The sequence below is a fragment of the Stomatobaculum longum genome (assembly GCA_000242235.1).
Classification (GTDB): Bacteria; Bacillota; Clostridia; order Lachnospirales; family Lachnospiraceae; genus Moryella; species Moryella longum.
In genome coordinates this window covers 333584-359482 of sequence record JH590863.1, presented here as the reverse complement: position 1 = coordinate 359482, position 25899 = coordinate 333584, and the positions used below count along the sequence as shown (strand labels likewise).

General features: G+C 57.2%; 26 protein-coding genes and 1 tRNA gene. 3 read left to right on the top strand and 24 right to left on the bottom strand.

The window, feature by feature from the left end; all coding sequences use genetic code 11:
- Positions 1-58 precede the first annotated feature (58 nt).
- From HMPREF9623_RS07475 to HMPREF9623_RS07390, 18 genes are all read right to left on the bottom strand, one after another.
- Positions 59-1405, bottom strand: coding sequence for an FAD-dependent oxidoreductase (locus tag HMPREF9623_RS07475; protein WP_009533289.1), 1347 nt, complete (start codon positions 1403-1405; stop codon positions 59-61).
- Positions 1406-1561: 156 nt separating this feature from the next.
- Positions 1562-2299, bottom strand: a complete 738-nt coding sequence (locus HMPREF9623_RS07470) for an amino acid ABC transporter ATP-binding protein (protein ID WP_009533288.1) — start codon at positions 2297-2299, stop codon at positions 1562-1564.
- The gene (locus HMPREF9623_RS07465) at positions 2289-2981 is read right to left on the bottom strand and encodes an amino acid ABC transporter permease (protein ID WP_009533287.1); all 693 of its coding nucleotides are present in this window, start codon (positions 2979-2981) and stop codon (positions 2289-2291) included. The genes HMPREF9623_RS07470 and HMPREF9623_RS07465 overlap by 11 nt, the downstream gene beginning before the upstream one ends.
- Before the next feature lie 8 nt (positions 2982-2989).
- The gene (locus tag HMPREF9623_RS07460; protein ID WP_009533286.1) at positions 2990-3820 is read right to left on the bottom strand and encodes a transporter substrate-binding domain-containing protein; all 831 of its coding nucleotides are present in this window, start codon (positions 3818-3820) and stop codon (positions 2990-2992) included.
- Between the two features lie 177 nt (positions 3821-3997).
- Positions 3998-5332 (bottom strand): S41 family peptidase, encoded by a 1335-nt coding sequence (locus HMPREF9623_RS07455; RefSeq protein ID WP_009533285.1) that lies wholly within the window; start codon positions 5330-5332, stop codon positions 3998-4000.
- Positions 5316-6416 (bottom strand): PucR family transcriptional regulator, encoded by a 1101-nt coding sequence (locus tag HMPREF9623_RS07450; RefSeq protein ID WP_009533284.1) that lies wholly within the window; start codon positions 6414-6416, stop codon positions 5316-5318. The genes HMPREF9623_RS07455 and HMPREF9623_RS07450 overlap by 17 nt, the downstream gene beginning before the upstream one ends.
- Before the next feature lie 145 nt (positions 6417-6561).
- Positions 6562-7407, bottom strand: a complete 846-nt coding sequence (locus tag HMPREF9623_RS07445; protein WP_009533283.1) for a CvfB family protein — start codon at positions 7405-7407, stop codon at positions 6562-6564.
- A 150-nt stretch (positions 7408-7557) separates the two neighbouring features.
- Positions 7558-7630 (bottom strand) — tRNA-Gln (locus HMPREF9623_RS07440).
- A gap of 65 nt (positions 7631-7695) precedes the next feature.
- Positions 7696-8157, bottom strand: coding sequence for a D-aminoacyl-tRNA deacylase (gene dtd, locus HMPREF9623_RS07435; protein WP_009533282.1), 462 nt, complete (start codon positions 8155-8157; stop codon positions 7696-7698).
- Positions 8154-9650: an ATP-binding protein gene (locus tag HMPREF9623_RS07430; protein ID WP_009533281.1), complete on the bottom strand. Its 1497-nt coding sequence runs from the start codon at positions 9648-9650 to the stop codon at positions 8154-8156. The genes dtd and HMPREF9623_RS07430 overlap by 4 nt, the downstream gene beginning before the upstream one ends.
- Positions 9647-10963, bottom strand: coding sequence for a vWA domain-containing protein (locus tag HMPREF9623_RS07425; RefSeq protein ID WP_009533280.1), 1317 nt, complete (start codon positions 10961-10963; stop codon positions 9647-9649). Before HMPREF9623_RS07425 ends, HMPREF9623_RS07430 begins: the two co-directional genes overlap by 4 nt.
- 13 nt (positions 10964-10976) lie before the next feature.
- Positions 10977-11858, bottom strand: a complete 882-nt coding sequence (locus HMPREF9623_RS10945; RefSeq protein ID WP_009533279.1) for a leucine-rich repeat protein — start codon at positions 11856-11858, stop codon at positions 10977-10979.
- Positions 11859-11863: 5 nt separating this feature from the next.
- Positions 11864-12658 (bottom strand): hypothetical protein, encoded by a 795-nt coding sequence (locus HMPREF9623_RS07415; RefSeq protein WP_009533278.1) that lies wholly within the window; start codon positions 12656-12658, stop codon positions 11864-11866.
- 58 nt (positions 12659-12716) lie between these two features.
- On the bottom strand, positions 12717-13481 hold the full coding sequence (locus HMPREF9623_RS07410; RefSeq protein WP_009533277.1) for a tRNA threonylcarbamoyladenosine dehydratase: 765 nt from the start codon (positions 13479-13481) through the stop codon (positions 12717-12719).
- Positions 13475-14722, bottom strand: coding sequence for a 3-isopropylmalate dehydratase large subunit (locus HMPREF9623_RS07405; RefSeq protein WP_009533276.1), 1248 nt, complete (start codon positions 14720-14722; stop codon positions 13475-13477). Before HMPREF9623_RS07405 ends, HMPREF9623_RS07410 begins: the two co-directional genes overlap by 7 nt.
- Before the next feature lies 1 nt (position 14723).
- The gene (locus tag HMPREF9623_RS07400) at positions 14724-15215 is read right to left on the bottom strand and encodes a LeuD/DmdB family oxidoreductase small subunit (protein WP_009533275.1); all 492 of its coding nucleotides are present in this window, start codon (positions 15213-15215) and stop codon (positions 14724-14726) included.
- An 8-nt stretch (positions 15216-15223) separates the two neighbouring features.
- On the bottom strand, positions 15224-16477 hold the full coding sequence (locus HMPREF9623_RS07395) for a 3-isopropylmalate dehydratase large subunit (protein ID WP_009533274.1): 1254 nt from the start codon (positions 16475-16477) through the stop codon (positions 15224-15226).
- A complete protein-coding gene (locus tag HMPREF9623_RS07390) occupies positions 16477-16953 on the bottom strand; it encodes a LeuD/DmdB family oxidoreductase small subunit (protein ID WP_009533273.1) in 477 nt (158 codons plus the stop codon). The genes HMPREF9623_RS07395 and HMPREF9623_RS07390 overlap by 1 nt, the downstream gene beginning before the upstream one ends.
- A gap of 106 nt (positions 16954-17059) precedes the next feature.
- Between HMPREF9623_RS07390 and glmS the strand changes: the two genes are divergently transcribed.
- A complete protein-coding gene (gene glmS / locus HMPREF9623_RS07385) occupies positions 17060-18922 on the top strand; it encodes a glutamine--fructose-6-phosphate transaminase (isomerizing) (protein WP_009533272.1) in 1863 nt (620 codons plus the stop codon).
- A complete protein-coding gene (gene gloA2, locus HMPREF9623_RS07380; protein WP_009533271.1) occupies positions 18919-19305 on the top strand; it encodes an SMU1112c/YaeR family gloxylase I-like metalloprotein in 387 nt (128 codons plus the stop codon). Before glmS ends, gloA2 begins: the two co-directional genes overlap by 4 nt.
- 70 nt (positions 19306-19375) lie before the next feature.
- Here gloA2 and HMPREF9623_RS07375 read toward each other — a convergent pair whose 3' ends face one another.
- The gene (locus HMPREF9623_RS07375; protein WP_009533270.1) at positions 19376-19915 is read right to left on the bottom strand and encodes a hypothetical protein; all 540 of its coding nucleotides are present in this window, start codon (positions 19913-19915) and stop codon (positions 19376-19378) included.
- A gap of 251 nt (positions 19916-20166) precedes the next feature.
- Between HMPREF9623_RS07375 and HMPREF9623_RS07370 the strand changes: the two genes are divergently transcribed.
- Entirely contained in the window at positions 20167-20841 is a 675-nt protein-coding gene (locus HMPREF9623_RS07370; RefSeq protein WP_009533269.1) for a YoaK family protein, read from the top strand.
- Here the strand turns inward: HMPREF9623_RS07370 and HMPREF9623_RS07365 are convergent.
- The 5 genes from HMPREF9623_RS07365 to HMPREF9623_RS07345 all read right to left on the bottom strand — a co-directional run bounded on the left by HMPREF9623_RS07365 (position 20782) and on the right by HMPREF9623_RS07345 (position 25880).
- Positions 20782-21636, bottom strand: coding sequence for a metal ABC transporter permease (locus HMPREF9623_RS07365; protein WP_009533268.1), 855 nt, complete (start codon positions 21634-21636; stop codon positions 20782-20784). The two genes, HMPREF9623_RS07370 and HMPREF9623_RS07365, sit on opposite strands and share 60 nt — an antisense overlap.
- Positions 21633-22478 (bottom strand): metal ABC transporter permease, encoded by an 846-nt coding sequence (locus HMPREF9623_RS07360; protein WP_009533267.1) that lies wholly within the window; start codon positions 22476-22478, stop codon positions 21633-21635. Before HMPREF9623_RS07360 ends, HMPREF9623_RS07365 begins: the two co-directional genes overlap by 4 nt.
- Positions 22478-23221, bottom strand: a complete 744-nt coding sequence (locus tag HMPREF9623_RS07355; RefSeq protein WP_009533266.1) for a metal ABC transporter ATP-binding protein — start codon at positions 23219-23221, stop codon at positions 22478-22480. The genes HMPREF9623_RS07360 and HMPREF9623_RS07355 overlap by 1 nt, the downstream gene beginning before the upstream one ends.
- A gap of 16 nt (positions 23222-23237) precedes the next feature.
- Complete coding sequence (locus HMPREF9623_RS07350) at positions 23238-24206, bottom strand: metal ABC transporter solute-binding protein, Zn/Mn family (protein ID WP_009533265.1); 969 nt, start codon at positions 24204-24206, stop codon at positions 23238-23240.
- Positions 24207-24473: 267 nt separating this feature from the next.
- Positions 24474-25880 carry a lanthionine synthetase LanC family protein gene (locus HMPREF9623_RS07345; protein ID WP_009533264.1) on the bottom strand — a complete coding sequence of 469 codons (1407 nt, stop codon included), beginning with the start codon at positions 25878-25880 and terminating at the stop codon, positions 24474-24476.
- Between the last annotated feature and the right edge of the window lie 19 nt (positions 25881-25899).

The window sequence follows — 25899 nt, the reverse complement described above, 5'->3', positions numbered from 1 at the left end:
TCACATATTCAGTATAGCGGCAGAACCCTCCCACGGCAAGGGAAAAGAGAACATTTGTTTATGCGAACAAGTCGTTGAATGCCTCGGTCATCGTGGGATGCGTATAAATCTGCTCCGCGAGCTCGGAAGCCGGAATCTTGCTGTCCATTGCGCGCTTCACGAGGTTAATCATCTCCGGGGACTCCGGGCAGAAGAGGTGTGCGCCGAGAATGAGGCCCGTGCCCTCTTCAATCAAAACCTTGAGTGCACCGCGGGTCTCGCGGAGCACCTGTGCCTTCGGGATTGCTGCGGTCGGGAGCAGGGTCTTCTTAAACTTCTTTCCGGCTGCGACTGCCTCCTCCTCGCTTAAGCCGACTCTCGCAAAGGGCGGGGTCAGGAAGACCGCGTAGGGCACCGCGCCGCGGTTTTCGGTGGTTCTCGTCTTTCCGGCGAGCGCATCGCGGACAATGCGGAAGTCATCGAGGGAAATGTAGGTAAACTGGAGATCGCCGCGCACATCGCCCATCGCGAAAATATGATTGACGCTCGTGCGGCACTGCTTGTCGGTGATGATACCGCCGCGCGCCGTGACATCTACCCCCGCATGCTCGAGGCCGAGATTTGCGGTGTTCGGCTTTCTGCCGGTCGCAAGGAGCACTGCGTCTCCCGTTTTCTCCTCTGCCTTGCCGCCTACGGTAAAGCGCACGCTGCCGCCCTGAATCTCTTCAACCTTTGCGCCCTTAATAATCTCGATACCGCTCTCAACGAGGGTCTTCTCGATTAGCGCCGCCATCTCCTTATCCTCGCGCGGGATGAACTGCTCGCTGTCCTGAATGACCGTGACCTTAGAGCCGAAGTTATTGTAGTAAGAAGCAAACTCGAGGCCGATGTAGCCGCCACCGATGATGACCAGCTTCTCCGGAAGTTCGCTGAGCTCCATCATGCTCTCACTCGTGAATACCTTCGGATTGTTTTCGATGCCCGCAATCGGCGGAATCACCGTGACCGCACCGGTGTTGATGAAGATGCGCTCTGCCTCTGCCTCATCCACGCGGCCGTCCGGGAACTGAAGCTTTACATGGTGCTGATCCAGAAAGACTGCGCGCGCATCAATAATCTCCGCACCGGTCGATGCAATTTTCTCATAGTTCTTCTGACGAAGGAAGCCCGTGAGGCGCTGCTTCTCCGCAATGGCCGCCCGGTAGCGCTCCTTTTTCTCTGCCAAACTGCCGCCGAAGGTCGCCGAGAGCGCTGCGCTGTGCTCCAGAGACTTTGAGGGGATGCAAGCCACATTGATGCAGGTGCCGCCGTAGCGAAGCGGATTCTCTTCGACCAGAGCTGTCTTCTCGCCCTTCTTCGCGAGATAGCCTGCGAGCGTCTTGCCCGCCTTGCCGAAGCCGATAATCAGGTTTTTATATTCTCTCATCACTGTACCTCCTTACAGCTGCCAAACGCAAAATAAGAATTATTCCTAGAAGTATCATAGACTCTTCCTCACTTCGCGTCAAGCGAAAGAAAAAGAGGAAACGTAAGCCGAAAAGGCCTGCTTCCTCTTTTTCACAGCGCGTATTCCGCCGCGCTCTTATAATACCTTGCTCAAAAAGCTCTGTAATCTCTCGTTCTTCGGATTCCCGAAGAGCTCCGCAGGGCTTCCCTCCTCGAGGAAATAGCCGTCCGCAAGGAACATGACGCGGGAGGCCACTTCGCGCGCAAAGCCCATCTCGTGGGTCACAACGACCATGGTCATCTTCTGCGCGGCAAGATCCTTCATCACGTTCAGAACTTCGCCGACCATCTCCGGGTCTAGCGCCGAGGTCGGCTCGTCAAAGAGCATCACATCCGGCTTCATGCAGAGCGCCCGCACAATCGCGATGCGCTGCTGCTGCCCGCCCGAGAGCTGCTGCGGATAGGCATTCGCCCGCTCGGCGAGTCCGACCTTGTGAAGCAGTTCCATCGCATAGGCCTCGGCCTCCTCCCGACTCCGCTTCTGCAGTTCCATGGGCCCGAGGGTCAGGTTCTTTAGAATATTCATGTGCGGAAAGAGGTTGAACTGCTGAAAGACCATGCCCATACGCTGACGCACACTGTCGATATCTGTCTTCTTGTCGCAGAGGTCCACACCCTCAAAGAGAATCTGTCCGGAACTCGCTTCTTCGAGGCGGTTTAAGCAGCGGAGAAAGGTGGACTTTCCCGAGCCCGAAGGGCCGATCACGCAGACCACCTCGCCTGCCTTGATATCCGTCGTTATGCCCTTTAGGACTTCCTGCTTTCCGAATTGCTTTCTGAGTTCTTTTACCTGTAGCAATGACTTAGCGCTCACCGGTCTTCAACCTCCTCTCCAGATACTTGACACCCGCGGAGAAAATCATCACGAGGCAGAGATAAATCAGCGCGACCGCCAGCATGGGCAGGTAGGGGGAATACGTGCGGCTGCGGATGATATCGCCGCCCTTCGTGAGGTCGTTCAGCGCAACATATCCCGCGACCGAGGTCTCCTTTAAGAGAACAATAAACTCATTCGCCAGGGTCGGAATTACATTCTTGATTGCCTGCGGCATCACGATGCGCCACATGGTCTTCCAATAGCTGAAACCGAGGCTGCGCCCCGCCTCAAACTGCCCCCGCGGCACCGCTTCGATGCCGCTTCTGAAAATCTCCGCCTGATAGGCCCCCGAGTTGATGCCGAAGGCAATGATTGCGACCAGGATCGGAGGAATGCGGACCGAGGCAAAGATGCCGAAATAAATCAGTATGAGCTGCACGACGACCGGTGTTCCGCGAATCACGGTCAGGTAGACGCCGCCGATGGCACTGAGCAGGCGAAACTTACCGGTGCTGCGGTGCGCCTCGCGTACCAGTGCAACCGAGAAGCCAAGGACCACACCGAGCAGCACCGCAAAAAAGGTGATCTCCAGGGTGAGCAGGAGTCCGTTGGTCAAATAGCGCCAACGGTGATCGACGATAAAATTCCGATAAAGATCATCCGCAAAGCTCTGAAACATGCCTCTCCTCACTCTGCCTTGGTGTACTGAGTCACAATTTCATCGAGCTTCCCCTCGGACTTGAGCTCCGAAAGTGCACCGTTGACAGCATTCAGAAGTTCGGTGTTGCCCTTCTTCACGCCGATTGCATAGGATTCGTCCGAATAGCTTGCATCCAGCGCCTTGATGCCCGGCACTTCCTTGACAAACTGCTCTGCGGTCTGGCTGTCCACGATAACCGCATCAATCTTGCCCTGGGTAAGCGCCTGTACGGCCTCCATGCTCTTCGAGAAACGCACCACTGCGTCATCACCGAAGTCTTCCGTGCTCATAAGGTCGCTCGTCGTGCCCTGCTGTACACCGATTTTCTTGCCTTTCAGGTCATCCTTACCTGCAAGTGTCGAGTCGTCCTTCACCAGAATCAGCTGCTTGGCGCTCGCATAGGTGTCCGAGAAGTCCATGTTCTGCTTCCGGTCCTCGGTGACGGTCATACCTGCCGCCGCGAGATCCGCCTTGCCGGAAGTCACCTCCGGAATAATCGCATCGAAGGCGACATCCTCAATCTCCAGCTTCAACCCGAGCTTCTCGGCGACTGCCTGACAAATCTCGACATCGATGCCCTTGATGTCATTGCCCTCGTGATACTCGTAGGGCGGGAACTCCGCATTCGTGACCATTGTGAGCTTGCCCGCGCTCACAGTCTTTACCTTTGCCGCATCCGCCGCCACGCTGCCGGACGATACACTGCTCTCGCTGCCCGCTGCCGCGCTGCTCTCCTCGCTCTTTTTGCCGCCGCAGGCCATAAGTGCCATGCCCATCAGTCCGATTGCCGCTGCCACCGCAACTTTTTTCAATTTCATCTTTTTCCCCTCCTGCATCCGGTTTTTGTTTTCTCTTGCTCCATTATACGGCCTGTCCCGAAAAAGGCAAGCTATTTTTGTAAAAATAATCTATAAAACTTATTTTTATGCATTCTGAACGAGAAAAGAGACAGACGCCAAAAATTTCCGGTCGGTCTGTCTCGTCTCGTTTTCTTCTTATTCTTCCTGTACAACTTCCAGTGCACGCGTGAGCTGTGCGTCCTTTTCGCCGTTTTGCACATCGCCCTCTTCGGACTCTGCCTCGACATCCGGCGCGACTCCCTTGCCGTGGAGATCAAAGCCGTTCGGCGTATAATAATGCTGTGTCGTGAGTTTTACCGCCGAGCCGTCGCCGAGCGGCATCACGAACTGGACAATGCCCTTGCCGAAACTCGTCGTGCCGACCAGTTTTGCGCGGTCAAAGTCATGGTAGGCGCCCGCAAAAATCTCCGAGCAGCTCGCCGAACCCTTGTTGATCAGAATGACGGTCGGCAGATTCACCTCGTGCCCGTCGGTCGCGTAATACTTTTCACCGACACCGTCCCGCCCTGCCGTGTAGACCAGGAGGCCGTCCGGCAGCATGTAGTCGAGCATCGAGATACAGGAGTCCACAACGCCGCCCGGGTTATTGCGAAGGTCAATGACCAGACGCTTCATGCCCTTCTTCTGGAGCTCATCGACCGCCTGCTTGAACTGATCCGGCGTCACGGTGTCAAACTGGAGCACGCGGATGTAGCCGATTTTATTCGCCTTCATCTCCGACTCGACCGTCGGCATCACAATGTTGCGGCGCGTCACGTTAAATGTGAGTTCTTCGTGCTTGTCGCCGCGGAGCACCTTGATTTCGACGCTGGTTCCCTCTGCGCCGCGGATATAGCTCGCGACCAGGACATCCAGATTTTCTCCGGACACATCCTTTCCGGCGACCTGGTAGAGAATGTCGTCGGGCTTAAGTCCCGCCTCTTCCGCGGGAGAACCCGGGAACACGGTCACAATGCGGCTGATTTTCGTATCCGGATCCTGATTCAGCACGGCACCGATTCCGGAATACTGCCCGCTGGTCTCTTCGGTCAGCTTCTTGTATTCGTCCGCCGTGTAGTAGACCGAGTAGGGATCGCCGAGACCCGACATCATGCCCTTATAGATGCCGTCCTCGACATCCGTCTCCTTCTCGTCAAAGAGATAGTTCTTGTATATCACATTCTGCAGGAGACGCATCTTTGCCTCAATCTTATCGTAATTCAGATCTTTCGGATTGGCGCTCGCCTCTGCCGGGGTGGCCTGCGTCGTCTTGTCCGCCCGGTAAGGCCGGCGATTGCCGCTCACCCGGAAAAACAGAACCGCGGCCGCAACCGCAAGCACTGCCACGCAGGCAAAAAAGCCGACGAAAAAGCCCTTCCAGTAGCCCTGCTTCCGCATGTGATAATCGCGCGCATGTCGCACGGCCGCCTCCGCCTCTTTCCGGGCGCGGGCTTCCTCTTCGTCGTTCTTCCACTCAGAATTTTCTGCCATCAAATACCTCTTCCTTGGAACTCATATACTTGACAACCATCAGCGCAATCTTGAATGTGATGGCGTCCTCGAAGACGCGGAGGTCGAGGCCCGTTGTCTTCTGCAGCTTGTCGAGACGGTACACCAAAGTGTTTCGGTGGATATAAAGTTGTCTCGAGGTCTCCGAGACATTCAGACTGTTCTCGAAGAACTTGTTGATGGTCTGCAGGGTCTCCTCATCAAACTGCTCGGGCGTCTTGCCCTCGAAGATTTCGCTGATGAACATCTTGCAGAGCGAAGACGGCAGCTGATAAATCAGGCGGCCGATGCCGAGCTTGTTGTAGGCGACAATGGTCTGGTCCGGATAGAAAATCTTGCCGACTTCCCGCGCCATCATAGCCTCTTTGTACGAGCGGGACACATCCTTGATGTCCTTCACAATCGTGCCGTAGGCAATGTTGACGTCCAGAATCTCCGCCGCGCGGAGCCCTTCGATCACCTCGCGCGCCGCGTGGTCAAGCTCCTCAAAGCTCTCGCCCTCGCGCACCTCGCGCACCAGGATAATCGTGCGGCCGTCGACCGCCGTCACAAAGTCATGCCCGCGATTTGCATAGATATTGCGCACCGTCTCGAGCGCGCTCATTTCCTTGCCCGCCTCGGTCTCGATCACAAAGCAGACGCGACGCGCCTGCTCCTCGATCTGGAGCTTCTTCGCGCGGTTGTAGATGTCGATTAAGAGGAGGTTGTCGAGCAGGAGGTTCTTGATGAAGTTGTCGCGGTCAAAGCGCTCCTTGTAAGCCGTCAGGAGGTTCTCTACCTGGAAGGCCGCGAGCTTTCCGACCATGTAGACATCCTCGCTTGCGCCGCAGGCAACCAGAATGTACTCGAGCTGGTTGTCATCAAAAATCTTGAAGAACTGATAGTTGCCGAGCACCTGTGCGTCCGCCGGCGAATTGGCAAAGGTGTAGGCTGCGGCTTCCTGTGTCTCCGCCTCCGGAAACGTTCCGGCCAGCAGACTGCCCTCGGTGTCCGTGATGCAAAGATCCACGCGGGTAATTGCCTTCATTCCCTCCAGGGTGGACTGCAGAATTTGGTTCGATATCATCCCTGTCTCCTTTCAATCGCGGTGACACAGCTCCGCTGCTACCGTGTTTTCAAAGAATTTCACATTCAATCAGAACCATCATAAGGCAGTTTAACAAGAATAGCAAGCATACAAGCTGGGAGCAGTGCCAATTTTTAGGCAATATTCATGATTTTTTCAGTAGCCCTTGTGGCGTCTTGACTACTTTCCCGGCTTTCAAGAGGCGCCCGAGTGCGCGTTTAAACGCATTCTTGGAAAGACCGAGCGCGGCCTCGATTTCCGCCGGATTGCTCCGGTCGTGGTAGGGCAGACTTCCGCCCGCCTCATCCAGTTTTTTGAGCAGCAGTTCCGCGTCCTCATCCATCTGCTCAAAAGCTCTGCGCCGGGGGCTTAAATCCAGCTTTCCGTCCTCGCGAACGCGAATCACGCGCGCCGTGATTTCTTGGCCGACCGAGAAATTGCCGTAGGCCTCGGCCTTCGGAATCATGCCGAAATACTTGTCATCGACCGCAACATAAATGCCGGGCTCGCCGAGCTCGTAGACGGTACCTCGCACCACCTGTTCCTTCGCGACTCCCTCCGCCGCTCTCAAATGGCGGTACACCCGCATAGTCGCGGCAAGGCGGTCGCTCTTGTCGACATAGAGCGCGACCAGCACCTGCATGCCGGGCTTGATTTCCCCGACCCGCTCCCGGAACGGAAGCAATACATCGCGCTCGAGTCCCATGTCGAGAAACGCGCCGATTTTCGTGATCTCCCGAATCTCAAGCTTTCCGACTTCGCCGACCGTGAGCAGAGGGCGACGCGTCGTCGCAATCAGGCGATCTGAGCTGTCTTTGTATAAGAAGACTTCGAGTGACGTGCCCGCTACCGCGCCCGCAGGCAGCTGCTTCTTCGGGAGCAGCACAGTCTCCTCGCCCGCCGTGTCCGCTGCCGCGCGGAGAAAGACACCGAACTCCTTTTGTCTCTCGATTACCAAAGTCTGCATGACGCCGAGTTTTAAATACTTCATGCCCTACCGCCTTTCCGAAAATCGCCTCTCGGCGAATGATGAAATCCGAATATCCTTTGTCCCGAAACAACGCACTATCTCAATCATAGCCGCATATCGGTCAAAATAACAGATACAAAAAAACCGAGCCGAACGGCTCGGTTTTACTCGCTGGGCTAGAAGGATTCGAACCTTCACAATGACGGAGTCAGAGTCCGTTGCCTTACCATTTGGCGATAGCCCAATCACAAGAACAAAGAGAGTATACCCGTTTTGTCTCTTGCTGTCAATTGCTTTTTGAAATATTTTTTATTTGCGGAGCAGTTCCTCCGAATCGAGCACCAGCGTAAACGGTCCTTCGTTCACAAGCGCAATTTTCATGTCCGCGCCGAAAATTCCCTCCTCCACCGTCTTGCCGATGCCTTCCCGGCGGCAGTGCTCAAGAAGATAGCGATAGAGCCGCTCCGCATGTTCGGGCTTGCCCGCCTTCACAAACGAGGGGCGGTTTCCCTTCCGGCAATCCGCATAGAGTGTAAACTGCGAAATCAGCAGAATGCTGCCCCCGATTTCCGCGAGACTTAAGTTTGTCTTGCCGTTCTCATCGGGGAAGATGCGAAGCCCCGCCACTTTTTTGAGCATACGGTCGGCGGTCTCCTCGGTGTCGCTGTCCGAGATGCCGGCCAGAATGAGATACCCTCTCTCGATTGCGCCGGTCACGCGCCCCTCGACCGTGCAGGACGCCTGACTCACACATTGCAGTACAAATCTCATAGGAACTGCATGACCTCCTCTTTTAAAGTTTCCCTGCGATCTCTCAGCAGTAAGAGCTGATTGTAGCGCGCATAGTCCGCGTGGCCTGTCTCATCCGCAAAGGCGAGCACCGCGCTGTTTTCGTTGAGCTCGGTCAGGAAGAGCGCAAGCTCCTGTCCCTCGCCGAAGCCCTCCGCCGTAAAGCGGAGCGCACGTGACAGGGCTTCGCCGGTCTCTGCCTCGCGCTGCTTTCTGGCCGCTTCGTCGGCCGCAAAGGCTGTGCGTAGCGCGTCAAAGGCATCTTTCGGCTCTGCCGCATCCGATAAAGTCTCATAGTGTCGAAGCCTTGTGACAACTGCCGTGAGCTGCCGCTCCCGCGACGGCGACAGCGCCTCGGCTGCCTGCTCCCGCAATAATCGCTGCTCGGCAGCAAAGCGCGCCTCCCGGAGTGCTTCCGTGACGACTGTCTGTCCCGCTGCCTCTGCGTCCCGGATTTCTTTCAGAATGCGAAAAACCTCCTGCTGCACCCGGAACTCCTCCTGCCATTTCCGGACGCGCTCTCCGATTGCCGCAGAGAGCAGCGCAATAAAGCTGAGCTTCTCGTCAAAGCCGGTCTTTTTGAGCCGCGCGGCATCTGCCTTCTCCCTGCCGCCGAGAATGCCCGCGATATCGTAGAGCGCCGCATACTTCCGATACAGCAGGTAGTAGCGGTAGAACTTATCCGCGATTTCCGCGTCCTGCAAAAAGGAAGCCGTGAAAGCCCCGCTCACGTCGAGCCGAAGCGCCTCATAGGCCTTCAGCGAATCCGAGAGATCCTCCCAGCCGCGCGCGGTCACAAAGCGCTTGCCCGCCTCGCCCGCGCGCACAAAGAAGAACGCCTCGGGCTCAAGTTCCAGGAAGGCGAGCACGGCGCCGTGAATGCCGCGCTCCAGGGCATAGCGCTTCCAGACCGCAAAGTCCGCCGTCACGCGAAGCTCGCGCACGCGATCTTTGGTCACCACGTCAAAGTCCCGCACCGCGCGGTTATACTCGGGCGGATTGCCTGCGGTCACAATGACCCAGCCGTCCGGCACGCGGTGGGTGCCGAAAGTCTTGTACTGGAGAAACTGTAACATGGTCGGCGCAAGCGTCTCGGAGACCGTGTTGATCTCATCGAGGAAGAGGATGCCCTCTCGCTTGCCGCTCTTCTCCATCATCTCATAGACCGAGGCGACAATCTCGCTCATCGTGTAGTTTGTGGTCTTCTGCGGTCTGCCGTCAAACAGCTGCTCGGTCACAACCGGAAGGCCGATGGCACTCTGGCGCGTGTGGTGGGAAATGGTATAGGAGACGAGTGCGAGCCCTTTCTCCTCGGCGAGCTGACGCATAATCGCAGTCTTGCCGACACCGGGTGCACCCATCAGGAGAACGGGGCGCTGCCGCTCCCGCGGAATCCGATAGTGCCCGCTTTCATCCTTCCACAAATAGGCATCGATCGCACGGGAAATTTCCTCTTTTGCCTCTTGAATGTTCACGCCTTTTTCTCCTCCAGATATGCCTTGAGCGCCCAGGCGGGAACGCGCTGTTCCACGCTCTCCTCGCGCCCCGGAAATACAAAGACGGTCTGGTAGGGTGTCGCCCGTTCCGGAAACTGTCCCTCTCCGTCTGTAAAATAAAATACACCGCGGAGCCCCGACAAGGCCCCCTGCGCCGTCAGTTCCTCCAGATAGCGAAACAGCGGACGAAAATCCGTGCCGCCGCCGCCCGATAGCTGCAGGCTGTCCCGCGCGGCCTCGAGTTCACCGAGGCTATGGCAGCGCCTGTCTTCACGCACAGCCTCGTCGCACTGAATCAGATGAATCTCCGCATCCCGGAAAAAGGCCTGTTCTTCCCGGAATATGCCGAGGGTCTCCGCAAAGAACTGCTCCACATCCCCGTGCTGCGTCGAGGCCGAAGTGTCGATGGCGATGACCAGGGCGGCGATGCGCCGCTCCTCGCGGTACTCATTTTCCTCGATTAAGGGCATGTTGCCGTAGTGCTCCATGCCGTAGTAGTAGAACCCGTAGTCAAAAGCGTCCGGGTCGATCTCCATGACCTCCCGCTCAACCGCAAAGCGGCGCAGGATTTCCCCGTAGGAGAGCCGCGCTTCTCCCTGTACGCGAAGGGTGCGGAGAAAGCTCTCCGCGCCCTTACCCGCCTCTTTTCCGGCGGCAAGGAGCATTTTTTCGACATGCTCGGCCGCATCCTCCCAGCGCTTCTCCTCGGCCGGCAGAGACTTTTCCTCTGTCTTCGGCGGCCTAGTCTCCGGATTTTTCCAGAGACTGTGGTCGCAACGCCAAAAGGTTTTCCGAAGTTCTTCCCGCTCATCGTAACTTAAGTCCATGCCCTGTAAACTGCGGTAGATGCGCTCCGCCGTCATGATGCGGCTCTCCGCAAAAAAGCGCTCATACCAGGCGCGCCGCGTATCACTCTCCGTCTCCCGAAGAATATCCTCATCGAGGGAGTCCGCGAGGTACTCGACCGCAACATCCGCCGCGAGGTCCCAGTTTTCCCTGTCCGCCGCAGCCGCCGGCACATGGTAGACGTGGCGGAAGATGCAGTGCAAAAAGAGGTGAAAGCAGGTCCGCCGAAGCGCTCTCGGATTGTCGACAAAGCACTGCAACAGGTAGCGCGGCTGGTAGGCGACCGCACTTCCGTCCGTTCCTATATTTTGAATGCGCAGATCCATCTGCGGGCGAAGCAGAAAGAAGGCAATGCGAAGAAACGGCAGCGCGAGGCTCAATTCTGTGACGGTATAATTCCATATCTTTTCGCCTGCCGCCGTAAGCGCTTCGCGATTGCCGCCCATGTCTTCTCCTCTCTCAGAGCGAAAAATCCGTGCTCTGCCTTTGTTCCCTGCCCTGCAGAAGGTCTGCGCTCAGCTCAACGAGCTTCGCCCTTCCCGCCTCCTCGAGCGCAAAGCGCCGCGCTTCGTCCGAGAGTAACCGCGCCCGCCGAAGCCAGGAGAGAACGCGAAGCAGCCGTTCCCGGTCTCCGCTCCGCTCCCAGTCCCGGAAGGCGAGCTCTGCCGCGGTCTCGCTCTCGGCTGCGAGATAATCCCTGTACTCTTTTCGCCGCACTTCGGCGAGCCGATAGGGATAACGGAGGCGCCCGATTGCAATGCGGCAGGCAACTTCCCGCTCCGCCGCCGCGGCCCGTTCAAACTGGCGGTCATACTGGAAAAAATCGATTTCCCGCCGTGTCACACACTCCCGGAAGGCGTAGCCGCAGCCCTCAATCCGCGGGTGAATCGCGCGCGCCATGGTGTCTTCATCGAACTCATTTTGAAATGACGGAAAGTAGAGTTCCGCCTCGCCGTCAGAGAGTTTCAGTTCGCAGCGAAACGCCGGTTCCGGCTCCGAGAGCAGCGCGCGGAGCGCATAAAAATTGCCCTGCGGCGCGGCGTAGTGCACGCTCTGCAGGGCATCACAGGCACGAAACACCGCATCGCCGACTTCGGTCAGCGTCTCGGAGAGCGAGACGCTGATTAGATCCGGCATGCCGTAACAGGCAAAATCGCCGATTTCCGTAATCCCGGGCGCGAAGTCAAGCGTTCTAACGCCGGTAAGCTCCCGAAAAGCCCCGCGTGCGACGCGACGCACAGCCTCTCCGTCCCGGCTGTCCGGCACCGTGAGCGCTACTCCGGCGTCCCGCACCCCCGAGAGCACTAAGCTGCCGTCCGGCGCTGTCTCAAAGAGAAACATTCGCCTCAGCGCTCCGTAAAGTCCGCGATATTACCGGCTGCGTCCAAGGTGAAGCTACCGTCCAGAGAAATCCACTGTTCTCTCTCGTTGTAGCCGCCCCGGAATCCCTCTCTCTGCCCGTTTCCCGCTGCCGTCAGGTACTGCTCCGCCGTGAGCGTCTTGTCGCCCGCGTGAATCACCGCATCCTTATTGATTCGCACCTTGCCGGTATAGTAGAGTGCCGCGCTCTCATCGGCAATGTAATACGCTTTTTTCCCCTTCGGCGCGACATGCCGAAGCGACATCTCTTCTTCGGTCGCAAATCCCGTCCGAGAAAAGACCCGCGTACCGTCCTCCCGCACTGCCGTGAGCACATAGCTCTGTCCGTCGAGCGGGAACATATCGCCGACCGCCAGGCTCTCAACCGTCTCCGCATCGTATTTGACCGCTGCGTAGAGCGAGACAAAATCAAGCGCATAGTAGCTGCCGCAGTCCGAAACGACAGTCAGCGGCCGCCCGTTGTCGTCCTGTCTGTTCTTTAAAAACGGTGCCCTGTTCCGATAGGCCTCGGTCAGGGTCTCATAGGAAAAGGTCCCCGCTCCGTTTGTGCCGCTCACAGTCCTCGCAAACTGTGACAGGTTCTGATTCGCCGCCGCCTTTTCGCTCCGCGCATTGACGCGATAGCGATCCGGCACAAAAACCTTGTCGGATGCCACGGTCCGCTTGCCGCGGGTTATGGTCGCAGCCTCCGCTGCCTGCGGGAGCGCGGTCACAAGAATTGCCGCCGCCGCCAAAAAAGTAATCGCTCGTCTGACTTTCATCGTCTTATCCTCCGCTGATTCTATTTTAGCTTTTCTCCCCCGCAAAGCCAAATGAAACTTATGCTTCTCTCTTCCCCGCGAGCTCACGCACCACTTCGCCCGCGAGTATCAGTCCCGCAACCGCCGGGACAAAGGCCGTGCTGCCCGGGATATCCCGACGCTCGGTGCACTTCCGCTCGGTGCCGGGGGGACACACACAGTGATTCCGACAGCTGATGCTCGGATCCTCCAAGGGTCTGACCGGCGCTTCGGTCGAGTAGACCACCTTGCACTTCCGGACGCCCCGCTTCTTTAACTCGCGGCGCATGACGCGCGCCAGCGGGTCCACACTGGTCTTATAGATATCCGCAATCGCAAACTTGGTCGGGTCGAGCTTATTGCCCGCGCCCATGCAGCTGATGATTTTGGTATTCGCTTCTCTTGCCTGCAAAATGAGCTGAATCTTGCCGGTCACGGTGTCAATCGCATCGACCACATAGTCGTAATCGCGAAAGTCAAAGTGATCCGCGGTCTCCGGCAGATAAAACATACGGTGCACGGTCACGCGGCAGTCCGGATTGATTTCCGCCACTCTCGCCGCCGCGACCTCAACTTTATACTTGCCGACGGTCGAGCGCAGAGCGAGTATCTGGCGGTTTAAATTCGTGAGACAGACCTTGTCGTCATCGATTAAGTCCAGTGCGCCGACACCGCTCCGCGCGAGTGCCTCCGCGACATAGCCGCCCACGCCGCCGAGTCCGAAAATCGCGACGCGGGAAGCCTTGAGTCTCTCCATCGCCGGGACACCGAGCAAGAGCTGGGTTCTCGAAAACTGATTCAGCATGTCGCCTCCGTGAGTCTGCCTGTGAGTGCCGAGGCTGCCGCACTCTTCGGGGACGCGAGATAAATCTCGACCTTGGAACTCCCCATTCTGCCGAGGAAGTTTCGGTTATTCGTCGCGACCACGCGCTCGCCGTCCGAGAGAATGCCGCCGGTGCGGCCGCAGCAGAGTCCGCAGGACGGATGGGTAATCATGGCCCCCGCCGCCGAGAGAATTGCCAGGGTGCCGTTTGCCTCTGCCTCCTCCCAGATTTTCCGGGAAGCCGGGGTCACAATGAGCTTCACAAAGGGCGCAATGTGCTTGCCCTTCAGAATCTCCGCGGCTGCCATCAGATCCTCGAGGCGACCGTTCGTGCAGGAGCCGAGGAATACCTGGTCGATGGCCACGGGCTCCAGGTCGCGAATTGCTGCGACATGGTCCACATTCGAGGGCAGTGCCATAACAGGCACGAAGTCCTCGGCGCAGTACCGGAGTACACGCGCGCAGGGCGCATCCGCATCGCCCGCGAGGGCACGCTCTGCGGCCGTGAGCTCGATGCCGAGATATTCCGCGGTCTTCTCATCCGGGGCAAAGAGCGCGCACTTTGCCCCGGCCTCAATGCCCATATTTGCCATGGTCATGCGGGAGGAAAGGCTCATTGCCTCGACCGTGTCGCCGGTAAACTCGAGTGCGCGGTAGGTTGCGCCCGCTGCCGTCAGATCCCCGATGATGCGGAGTATCACATCCTTCGACATCACATTCGCCGGGAGCTTCCCGTTGATTTCGATGCGTATGGTCTCCGGCACGCGCAGCCAGATTTCGCCGGTGCCGAGCACCGCCGCCATCTCCGTGTAGCCGATACCGGTCGAAAATGCGCCGACACAGCCGTAGGTTGTCGTATGACTGTCCGTTCCGAAGACCAGATCGCCGGGCTTCACATAGCCCGCCTCGGTCATGAGCTGGTGGCAGATGCCGTCACTCCGGTGCAAATTCGGGATACCATACTTTGCCGCAAACTCGTTCGAGAGCTTGTAGGCGCGGATATCGTCGACCTGACTGGCCGGTACCAGGTGGTCGCAGATAATCACGACCTTCTCGGGGTCCCAGACCTCTTGAAAGCCCATTTCCTCAAATTTTGCCGCGATAAAGGGCATCATGATGTCGTCCAGCATCACGCGGTCCGCGCCGACTGTCACAATGTCGCCGGGCTTTACCGCGTGCCCGACCTTAGCGGCAATCAGCTTTTCTATCATTGTCATTTTCATCTCAGTTCAGTCCGTTTCTCTTCCGCATTGCTTTGACCAGTCCGCCCGCATTCAAGATTTCCATGAGATTTTCGGGCAGTGCCGCAATTTTATAGTCCTTGCCGTTTGCGCGTATTTTTTCGCCGACCGTCACCGTGAGCGTATCGCCCTCGCTCACCTCGTCCGGAAGGTCGCGGCACTCGATTAAGAGGAGACCGTTGTTAATCGCGTTCCGAAAGAAGATGCGCGCAAAGCTTTTCGCGATGACCGCACGAATGCCGAGTGCCTTCACGACCTCCGGTGCCTGCTCGCGCGAGGAGCCGCAGCCGAAGTTCTCACCGCCAACAATGATATCGCCGGGCTCTATTTTACCGGCGAGTTCGGGGCGGAGCGGCGAAAACGCATAGGGTTTCATCTCCGCAATGGTCGGAAAGACCAGATATTCGGTCGGTAGGATGATGTCGGTGTCGATATCATCTCCGAGCTTCCAAACTTTTCCCTGAAATTCTTCCATCTGCTGCCTCACTTTGTCAGACTCTCTGCCGTGCAGATTTCGCCCTTCACGGCGCTTGCCGTGACTGTCGCCGCGCTCGCGAGGTACACGAACGAGTCTTTGTGGCCGGAGCGCCCCTTAAAGTTTCTGGTTCCCGTACTGATCAGGGTCTCGCCCTCGCCGATCACACCCTGGCAGGAGCCCCAGCAGACCGAGCAGTTCGGGTTCATCACAATCGCACCCGCATCCATGAAGATTTTCAAGAGCCCCTCGCGGAGCGCCTCCTCATAGACCGCACGGCTCGCCGGCACCACGAGGAAACGCACGCTGTCCGCTACCTTTCTGCCGCGGAGCAGCTCCGCACCGACCCGGAGATCCTCGATTCTGCCGTTGTTGCAGGAGCCGAGAAAGGCCTCATCAATGCGGATGCCGCTGCATTCCTCCGCCGGAACCACATTGTCCACAAAATGCGGCTTTGCGACAATCGGACGGATTTCCGAGAGATCGATTTCAAACACCTCTTCATAGTCCGCGTCCTTGTCCGGGTTCAGAACGGCGACCGGCTCTCTGCCGTGCGCTTTCAGGTAGTCGAGCGTCTTCGCATCCACCTCGCAGAGCCCGGTCTTTGCCCCCGCCTCAACGCAGAGATTGCAGAGCGCGATGCGGTCGGCAATGCTGAGCGAGGCGAGACCCTCGCCGCCGAACTCCATGGCCTTATAGTTCGCGCCGTTTGCGCCAATCTTGCCGATGATCGTGAGAATCAGATCGCGCGCGTAGACGCCCTGCGGCAGGCTGCCGCGGAGTTCAAAGCGCAGGGTCTTCGGGACCAGCACCCAGCTCTGTCCCGTGACCATCGCATAGAGATAGTCGGTGCAACCGACACCGGTTCCGAACGCGCCGAGCGCGCCGTAGGCACAGGTGTGGGAATCCGCGCCGAAGATAAACTGTCCGGGGGACACATATTTTTCCAGCATAATCTGATGACAGACACCCTTGCCCTCATAGAACGCAATACCGTTTGCGCGCGCAAAATCGCGCATCTTCTTATGAGAGGCCGCTGTCTTCACCGAGTCCGCCGGGACATTGTGATCGACAATCCAGACCAGTTTATTCTTGTCAGCAATGCGCGGGTGCTTCAAGTTCTCGTACATGCCGATGGTGAGATGCGTCGTGCCGTCGTTTGACATCATATAGTCTAGCGTGACCGTCTCGATATCACCCGCGTGCACCTCGGTCTTTCCCGCCGCGCGCGCAATGATTTTTTCCGCCATTGTCATAGCCATTATGCTTCCTCCCGGTTCAGCGCCGCAATAAGACCGCCCTGGTCCAGAATTGCCTGCATCTTCGGCGGCAGTTTGGTACAGCGATAACTCTGTCCGTTCACACACACCGTGCCGCTCTCCATGTCGAGCGAGAGCTCCTCGCCCGGCTTTACCTTGTCAATCAGCCCCTCGCAGACAATGACCGGCAGCCCGATGTTAATCGCATTCCGGAAGAAGATGCGCGCAAAGCTGTTGGCAAACACGGCGCGCACGCCGAGCGCCTTTAAGACAGCCGGTGCCTGCTCTCTCGATGAGCCGCAGCCGAAATTGTCGCGCGCCACCACAAAATCCCCCTCTCTGACCGCCGACGCAAAGTTCTCGTCCAGGGACTCAAAGCAATGCGGTGCCATTTCCTCGACACTCGGGTACAGGAGGTATTGTGACGCGATGATCTGATCCGTGTCCACGTCGCTGCCAAAACAAAATATCTTTCCCATGCAACTCCTCTTCCGTTTTTTTCCGCTTATTTTAGCATAGCTTTACAAGAGGTTCAAACACTTGCCCTTCCATGGTATGATAGTCACATTGAAAAGGAGGATTTTTATGTGCGGAATTGTTGGATACGTCGGCAGCAGACAGGCTGCCCCCATTTTGCTGGAGGGTTTGGAGAAGCTGGAATACCGCGGCTATGACTCCGCCGGCATTGCTGTCCGCGATGGCGACAAAGAACCGGTTGTTGTCAAAGCCAAGGGACGGCTCCGCGTCCTCGCCGATAAGACCGACAACGGCCATGCGCTGAAGGGGTGCTGCGGCATCGGGCACACGCGCTGGGCGACCCACGGCGTCCCCTCGGAGACCAATGCGCACCCGCATGTCTCTACGGACGGCTCCGTGCTCGCAGTCCACAACGGCATCTTTGAGAACTATCTGGAAATCCGGGAAAAGCTCGCACGCCACAACTACCGCTTCTACTCGCAGACCGACACCGAGGCGATTGTGAATCTCATCGACTACTACTATAAGAAGTACAAGATGGGCCCGATCGACGCGATTGCAAAGACCCTGGTCCGCGTCCGCGGTAGCTATGCGCTCGCAATCATGTTCCGCGACTACCCGGAGCAGGTGTACATCGCCAGAAAGGATAACCCCCTGATTGTGGGGCTCGGTGAGGGTGAGAATTTCATCGCCTCGGATCCGTCCGCCTGCTTGAAGTACACCCGCCGCGTCTGCTACATCGACAACTTCGAGATGGGCTGCGTGACCAAGGACAGTGTCACCTTCTACGACTTAAACGGCGATGTCGTCGAGAAGACACCGGTGTTAATCGACTGGGACGAGACTGCGGCCGAAAAGGGCGGCTATGAGCATTTCATGATGAAGGAAATTCACGAGCAGCCGAAGGCAATCGCCGACACCTTCCGCGCCTACTTAAGCGACGAGACGGACGGTAAGAAGCTCGACTACCGCGTGGATCTCGCAAAGCTCGGTCTGACGGACGAGCTGATTCAAAGCCTAAGCGGCGTCACGATTATCGGCTGCGGCTCTGCTTACCATGTCGGCGCTACGGCGCAGTATGTGATAGAGGATCTCGCAAAGCTCTCGGTCCGCGTTGAGTTCGCCTCGGAATACCGCTACCGTCACCCGGTGATCGACCCGAACAACCTGGTCGTCGTAATCAGCCAGTCGGGTGAAACCGCGGACACGCTCGCGGCGATGCGCGAGGCCAAAGAGCAGGGCTTAAAAACCCTCGCGATTGTCAATGTGATCGGCTCCGTCATTGCCCGCGAGGCGGACTTTGTGCTCTACACCTATGCGGGACCGGAGATTTCGGTTGCGACGACCAAGGCTTACTCGACCCAGTTGATCGGTGTCTACCTGCTCGCCATCTGCCTCGGCAAAGCGCGCGGCCTGATTGACGAACGCGAAGAGCAGCGGCTGCTCGCCGAGATCGCGGCCCTGCCCGAAAAGGTACAGCGCATCATCGACGACAAGGAGCGGCTCCAGTGGTTCGCCGCGAAGTTCAGCAACGCAAAGGATGTCTTCTTCATCGGCCGCGGCATCGACTATGCTATCTGCATGGAAGGCAGCCTCAAGATGAAGGAAATCAGCTACATCCACTCCGAGGCCTATGCGGCGGGCGAGTTAAAGCACGGCACCATCAGTCTGATTGAGGACGGCACCCTCGTGATCGGCGTGCTCACCCAGTCCGAGCTCTATGAGAAGACGCTCTCGAATCTCGTCGAAGTGAAGAGCCGCGGCGCTTACCTCATGGGGCTCACGACCTCCGGGAACTACGACATTGAGGACACGGTGAACTTCGCGTTCTTCCTCCCGAAGACCGACGAACACTTTGCGGACAGCCTCGCGGTGGTTCCGCTCCAGCTCCTCGGATACTATCTCGCGGTCTCGAAGGGGCTCGATGTCGACAAGCCGAGAAATCTCGCAAAGTCCGTGACCGTCGAATGAGCCTGAAACTCGAGGCAATTCACCATGTCGCCGTCATCGGAACGGACTATGCGCGCAGCAGACATTTTTACGCGGGGCTTCTGGGACTCCCCGTGATCCGGGAACATAGGCGCGAGGCAGAGGGCGATTGGAAAATCGACCTGCAGCTCGGCGATGCCGAACTGGAGCTCTTTATAAAACCCGACGCACCGCCTCGCAAAAGCTACCCGGAAGCACAGGGGCTTCGCCATCTCGCCTTTCGGGTCGCCTCGGTTGCGGAAACCGCCGAGGCGCTCAGAAAGGCAGGCGTCCGCGTGGAGCCCCTCCGCACCGATGCGTACACCGGCAAAGCGATGTGTTTCTTCTTTGACCCGGACGGCCTTCCGCTCGAACTCCATGAATGAGCAGGCGGAAAAACCGAAAACCGGACAAACAAAAAAAAGCGGCTCGCGCCGCTTTTTTTTGTTGTCGTAATTACTGAATCAGGTGACCCTGCATGTTGCCCGCCTGGGTCTCGAAGTGATACTCGACACCGTTGATGGTGTAGGTTCCGGTAATCATTCTGCCCTGCGTTCCGTCCGAAACCGGGTTCAGATAGTACTTACCGGTATTGTCCTCAAGCCAGCCGGTCTGCATCCAGCCTTTGTTGTCAAAGAAGTACCAGTCAGTTTTACCGTTGTAGCTGAGCTTTGCCCAGTTCGTCGCATAGCCGCCGTTCGAATAGCGATACCACCAGCGGCTGCCGGACTGCACCCACTCGCCTGCGCCGGTCTGCGGTGCCGCGCTGTTCGTCCAGACTCCCTTCGAGCCGATACGGCCGCCGGAGGAACGTGCGCCTCTGCCGCCGCCACCGCCGCCGCCTGCAATTCCGCTGCCCGCCGACGGGGTCGCAACGGAAGAGGTTGCAAAGGTAGACGAAACACTCGTCGAGCTTCCGGGTGCTGCGATGGCAGCACCTGCAGCGACAATCGAAACCGCTGCGGTCAGAGCGAATGCAAAAATCTCTTTTCTCATTTCCACTCTCCTTATTCGTTTTGAGGCTTAAGAAATACTTAAGCAATCCACAAGTATTTACTAAGACTTATACTGGTCAAAGCACGAATTGTCAAGGCTTTCCGGGGATTTTCAGCGCAAATTCGCGGAATTGTGCACTTTTTCGCGTGCCTTCGCCGAAAAGCACCGTCCGAGCCTTGCACCGTCGAAGAAAACTTACTATGCTTGAAGAACCAACGATTCTGTCTCACGCGCAGAAGAAAGGACTTCTCATGCAGAACCACACGACTCCCACCAGGCGTCAGGTCTCCGACACCATGTTGCTCACCGCCTTTCTCACCTTCAGCGGCGGCTTTCAGGACGCCTATACCTACATTGTCCGCAATCATGTCTTTGCGAATGCGCAGACCGGCAACATTGTCCTGATGTCGACCAAGTTTCTCGCGGGTGATTTTAGCGGCGGCATTCGCTATCTCTTCCCGCTCTTTGCCTTTGCCGGCGGCATTTTCGCAGCGGAGCAGTTTGAGGCCAGATTCAAACAGGCGCGCCGCCTGCACTGGCGGCAGAGTATCCTGCTGCTCGAAATTCTGCTGCTCGGCATTGTGGGGTTTCTCGGAGAGGACTGGAATTTGCAGGCCAATATGCTGGTCTCCTTTGCCTGCGCCATGCAGGTACAATCTTTCCGAAAGGTAAACGGCAATGCCTATGCGAGCACCATGTGCATCGGAAATCTCAGAAGCGGCACGGCTGCCGTCTCCGGTTATCTCCGCAGCAAGAAAAAGGAACAGCTGGAGCGCGCCCTCTACTACTTCGGTATCATTTTGATCTTTGGTCTCGGCGCCGGTGTCGGCGGCAATTTGTCCCCGATTTTCGGCATCAAAGCCATTTTATTCTGCCCCATCCTTCTGATTGTCGGCGTCGTGCTGATGATTGCGGAGGAGCGCTGAGAGACGCAACAGGAGCAAAACGAACAGGAACAGTGCCGCGCACATACCGGAGAGCGACACATTCATTCGGAGTGCCGCCACACTCCCGAGCACCGCAACCACAGCGCCGATTGCTAATGTGAGAAGCAACATCTCGCCGAGACTTCGCGCGAGCAGGCTCGCAGCAGCCGCGGCTGCGACAAAAAAGGCAATCGAGAGAACTGCGCCGACACTTTGAAACGCGACCACCGCACTAAACGCGCTCAGTGTGAGCAATGCATAGAAGATTCGCTGAAGCGGCAGACCGAGCAGGGTCGCATAAGAGGGGTCAAAGCAGGCATAGCAAAGCGGCCGGAAGCAGAGACCCGCGAAAGCCAAGTTTACCGCAAAGAGCAGCAAATTGAAGAGCACCGCGCGAGGCAAGCCAAAGCTCTGCAAAAAAGGCGCAAACAGCGGATTTCCCATCAGGATAAGTTCCGTGTCGAGGTGCACATTCCGAAAACAACGCGTCACCAGGATGACCCCGAGCGCAAAAAAGACCGGAAAAACCAGACCGAGCGCCTCGTCTCGCGCGACATTGCAGCGCAGTGCAATCCATTCGGTGAGAAGGATGCTAAAGAGGCCGAAGAGTGCCGCCGAGACAATGAGAACCGGCGAATTCAAATCCCGCACAAAGAAAAAGCCGAGCGCTATGCCGAGTAACACCGCGTGGCTTATCGCATCCGCCGTCATCGAGAGGCGGCGAAGCACCAGAAAACAGCCCGGAACGCCGAGGCAGAGCGAGGTGCTGAGCAGCACCAAAATGACATCTCTCATCCTCTCTCCTTTCCGAGGCGGAATAAAAATGCCGCTAATGTAAATACACCCATGCAGACAATGATCATGGGACCGGTCGATATCCCGGCCATACTTGTACTCACGGCGCAGCCGAGCAACGCACTGCACACTGCCATTGCCACAGCGAAGCGCAGCACCGCGGAAAGCGTCTTTGCGCACTGTGAAGCCGCGACACAGGGCAGCAGTAAAAAGGCCGAAATCAGCACCGCGCCGACCGTCCGTATGCCGAGGGCAATGACGGCGACCGTGAGACACAACATGACAGTGCCCATGAGCCGCTCGGGGATGCCGAGCGAAGCCGCATATCCCGGATCAAAACTCGAGTACTGCAGCGGCCGCCGAAAGAAATACAAGAGGCCGGCGAGCAGCAAAGCTCCGAGTAGCAAAAGCCATACATCCCGCTTCGTCATAAAGGCCGCCGAGCCGAAGATATAGACGCGGAGTCCTGACTGCGAGGCATTCCGAAACGCGGGATTGCCCTGAATAAAGGTCTTTAATACCATTCCGAGGCCGAACATCCCGGCGAGCACTGTCGCGAGCACGGCATCCGGCGCGAGTTTCTTTTCGCCCTGCAACCAGAGTATCAGGGCATAGGAAACCGCGGCGCTTGCCGCCGCACCGAGGCAGAGGATCAGCGGATTCCGTGTCCGGAACAGCATAAAAAAGAGCACCACGCCAGGGTAAGAAGCGTGTCCCAGTGCGTCGCCGATTAAACTCTGTCCCCGGTATACGCTGAAGCAGCCGATCACCGCGGCAATCGCCGCGAGGAGAGCTGCGCCGCTCGCGACCACCCAAAAATCGTAGGAAAATAATACGCGCATCACAGCCACTTCTCCGCCTGAAACACCTCGCCGTAGCACTTCCGCATGGCTTCGCTCACCACAACCTCCCGCGCCTCTCCGACCGCCTGTACCGTGCCGCCGTCAAGGAGCACCGCACGGTCAAAATAGCGCGTAATCGTGTGGACATCGTGGTGCACGGCGACTACGCTCTTCCCCGCGCCGACAAGCGCCTCCAGTTTTTCCATGATGGCGCGCTCGCTCCGATAATCCACACCGGCAAGCGGCTCATCGAGAAAAAACAAATCTGCATTCTGCACCAGCGCGCGCGCCAAAAAGACGCGTTTTTTTTGACCGCCCGAGAGCTCTGAAATCTGACGCTTCCTTAGATCCGTGAGTCCCAATTCTTCGAGTGCCTGTTCCACCCGCTCCCGCTCTGCCCTACCGGGCTTCCGAAACCACCCGAGCGAAAAGAAGAGTCCCATCTCTGCGACACCCTCCACGGTAATCGGAAAATTCCAGTTTACCTCCGCGCTCTGCGGCATGTAGGCGATACGCGACCTGACCTTTTCAAGCGGCTCCCCGAAAATCTCTACAGTCCCGCTCTTTGGCTTCAAAAAGCCGAGCATGGTCTTTAAAAGCGTGGACTTTCCCGCGCCGTTCGGACCGATTAAGGCAATTCTCTCTCCCGCGGGCAGAGAAAAAGCGACGTCCCGCAGCACCGTCCGCTTTCCGTATCCCGCAGACAGCTGATGCACTGCGACCGCCGCTCTCTCTTCGTTCATTCTTTTCTCCTTGCGCTCATTTCAGATGCGCCGCAATCAATTTCACATTGTGTTCCACCATCGTGATATATGTGTCTCCGTCCTCGCCCTTTTGCGCGAGCGAGTCGCTGTAAAGCTCATCACTTCCGCCGCTCACCACTTCGACCGCAAAACCGCGCGCGGCGCAGCTCTCCTTCAGCTTCTCCATGCGCGCCGGATCAGTCGTGGACTCCGCGAAGATTGCCTTAATCTTGTGCGCGACAATGAAGTCCGCCGTCTCCGCCATATCATTGGTCGAGAGCTCCGCATCCGTGCTGACACCCTGGGGCGCCTTCACTTCAATGCCGTAGCGTCTCGAAAAATAATGGAAGGCATCGTGCGGTGTGACCAGAATGCGGCTTTCCGCCGGGATTTCCGCAAGCGTTGTGCGAATCTCCGCATCCAAAGCCTCAAGTTTTTCCCGGTATGCCTTGAGGTTTGCCTGAATCTCTTTTTCATGCGCCGGGATCTTTTCGATCAGCGCCTTGGCTGCCTCGTCGCAGGCCTTCTCGTAGAGCTTCACATCGAACCAGAAATGCGGATCCGCCGCATTTGCCGCAAGGCCCATGCTACTGTCCGCAGACAGAATATCATCCTGCGTAAAGGAAGCCGTGACCGCATGGCCGTTGACCGCTTCCAGGAGTTCTGTCATGTGTCCCTCAAAGTGAAGACCGTGGTAGAGGACAAGCTCCGCCTGCTTAAACTTCTCCCTATCCTCCGGCTTTGCCTCATAGCTATGGGGATCCTCGCCCGCCGGAATGACCAGTGCAATATCGGTATAATCGCCCGCAAGCTGTTCCGTCATATCCTGCAAAAAGGTCGTCGTGACCGTCACCTTGAGTTTCCCGCTCTCCGCCTTGCTCTCCGCCGTCTGCCCCTTCTGCCCGCAAGCGCCAAGTGCCAGCAATGCGAGAAACGCAATGCCGAACTTCCGCAACTTTCTCTGAATCACCTGTACACTGTTCACGATTCTTTCCTCCGTTCGGTTATTGATTAGTTTAAACTAATCTATTTAATATGAAGATAGCATAGACTAACTTAATTCTCAAGACTTTTTCGAATTATTTTTAACAGAAAAAAGAGAAGGCTTTTCCTACGGAAAGCCTTCTCTTTTTTCGCTTGTAACAATCGGGAACTGCCGATGCTGAAAAGACAGGCACAAGCCGCGCGCAAAACTCGAACAAGCTCCCGGTCGCTTTATCTGCGTTTTGGCTGCCTCCGAATGCCATAGTACTCAGCGCTGCGCTACGCTCCCCACTGCCGGGAAAGGATCGTCCGGAAAACGGACTGCACGGAAGTTCCCGCAGAGAGCGGCATAGAGTTCCAAGAGCTGCATAGCCTCCCCCGCATTGCCGTCGTAGTAACCGATGCGCGCGTCCACCTTCCAAGGCTCAATGCGATGCCAAGACTGGAACCAACACCCCTGTTCTTCTCCGAGATCCGTAAACTGTCCCAAGAGGTAGCGACCGCTCCTCTCTGCGAGTTCCGCGTACTTTCGCTCCCCAGTCGCAAGATAAAAGCCCGTCAGAGTATTCAGCAATGAAGCCGTTCCGCAACACATACAGACCACATTCCAGTAGCCTTTGAAGTGGACTTCCGGTGCGCCAGCCGCGATGATACCTTCTATCATACGCACAGCAAAGTCTCCGTATGCATCGGGCGATTTGCATCCAGTCTCTTTGATTCTTGAAAGAAGGTAAAACAGTTTCACCGTGCCCGCAAAGCCGTTGCACATACCGAGAAAATATATCTGCTCGGGATTCGGGAGACAGAATGGCGTCAGAACCTTCTCGCCCTCTCGGATACAAATTCTTTCTATATAAGCTGCACCGCGTTCCGCTGCTTCGAGGAAAGCAGGCTCCCCGGTCTCCTCAAAGAAACGCGCCAGCACATAAGCTGTCCCGGCTGTCCCATAAAAGAAGTTCGGCATCTCACCGCCGTCATCGATACCAATGTTCGGTACCGTAATGGTACGCCACTTATACGCGCCGCCTTCTGTTTTAACCGCCTGTTCAAGCAAACGCTTTGCCGCGAGGATTGCGAGTGCCCTCCAATCTTCTCGCCCAAAGACTTTTGCCTCATAGAGTAGATAGAGGGCAATGCCCGCATCGTAGGAAATTCCGCCGGGCTCACCGAGCCATTCGACGCCTTCTCCGACCCGCTTCGCGAGCGCCGCAATCTTTTCGGTCTCCGCCGCGGCAAAATCCAGATACTTCTGTTCTCCCGTTGCCTTCCCGAGCTCGGTAAACACGAAACTTAGCCCTGCCGTTCCGCTGATCGGACCTATCTCGGAACCCGGAACCCCCATGTCGGTCTGCATCTTCCGCCCCTCGTCAAAATTTGCCAAGAGGTAATCCGCGGCAAGGCAGGCCTCCTCCCGCCAAGAGAAATCCCCCGTGATTTTCGAAAGTTCCAACAGAAAAAGTATGGGGCCCGGCATGCCGCTGTACACCGAAAATTCTCCCATGACCGTTTCTCCTTCCGGGTGCATGGGGTCTTCAAACCAATGTATGCCCGCCTCCGTCCGCTCCGCATTCGCTCTGAGCCAGCGCGCGACTCGTAATGCTGCCTTTAGGTAATCTTCTTTTGCCGGCATTCGAAACATCGGCTTTATCAAAGACTTCACCGTCTGTGCTTTCATATCTGTTTCCTCCGTCTTC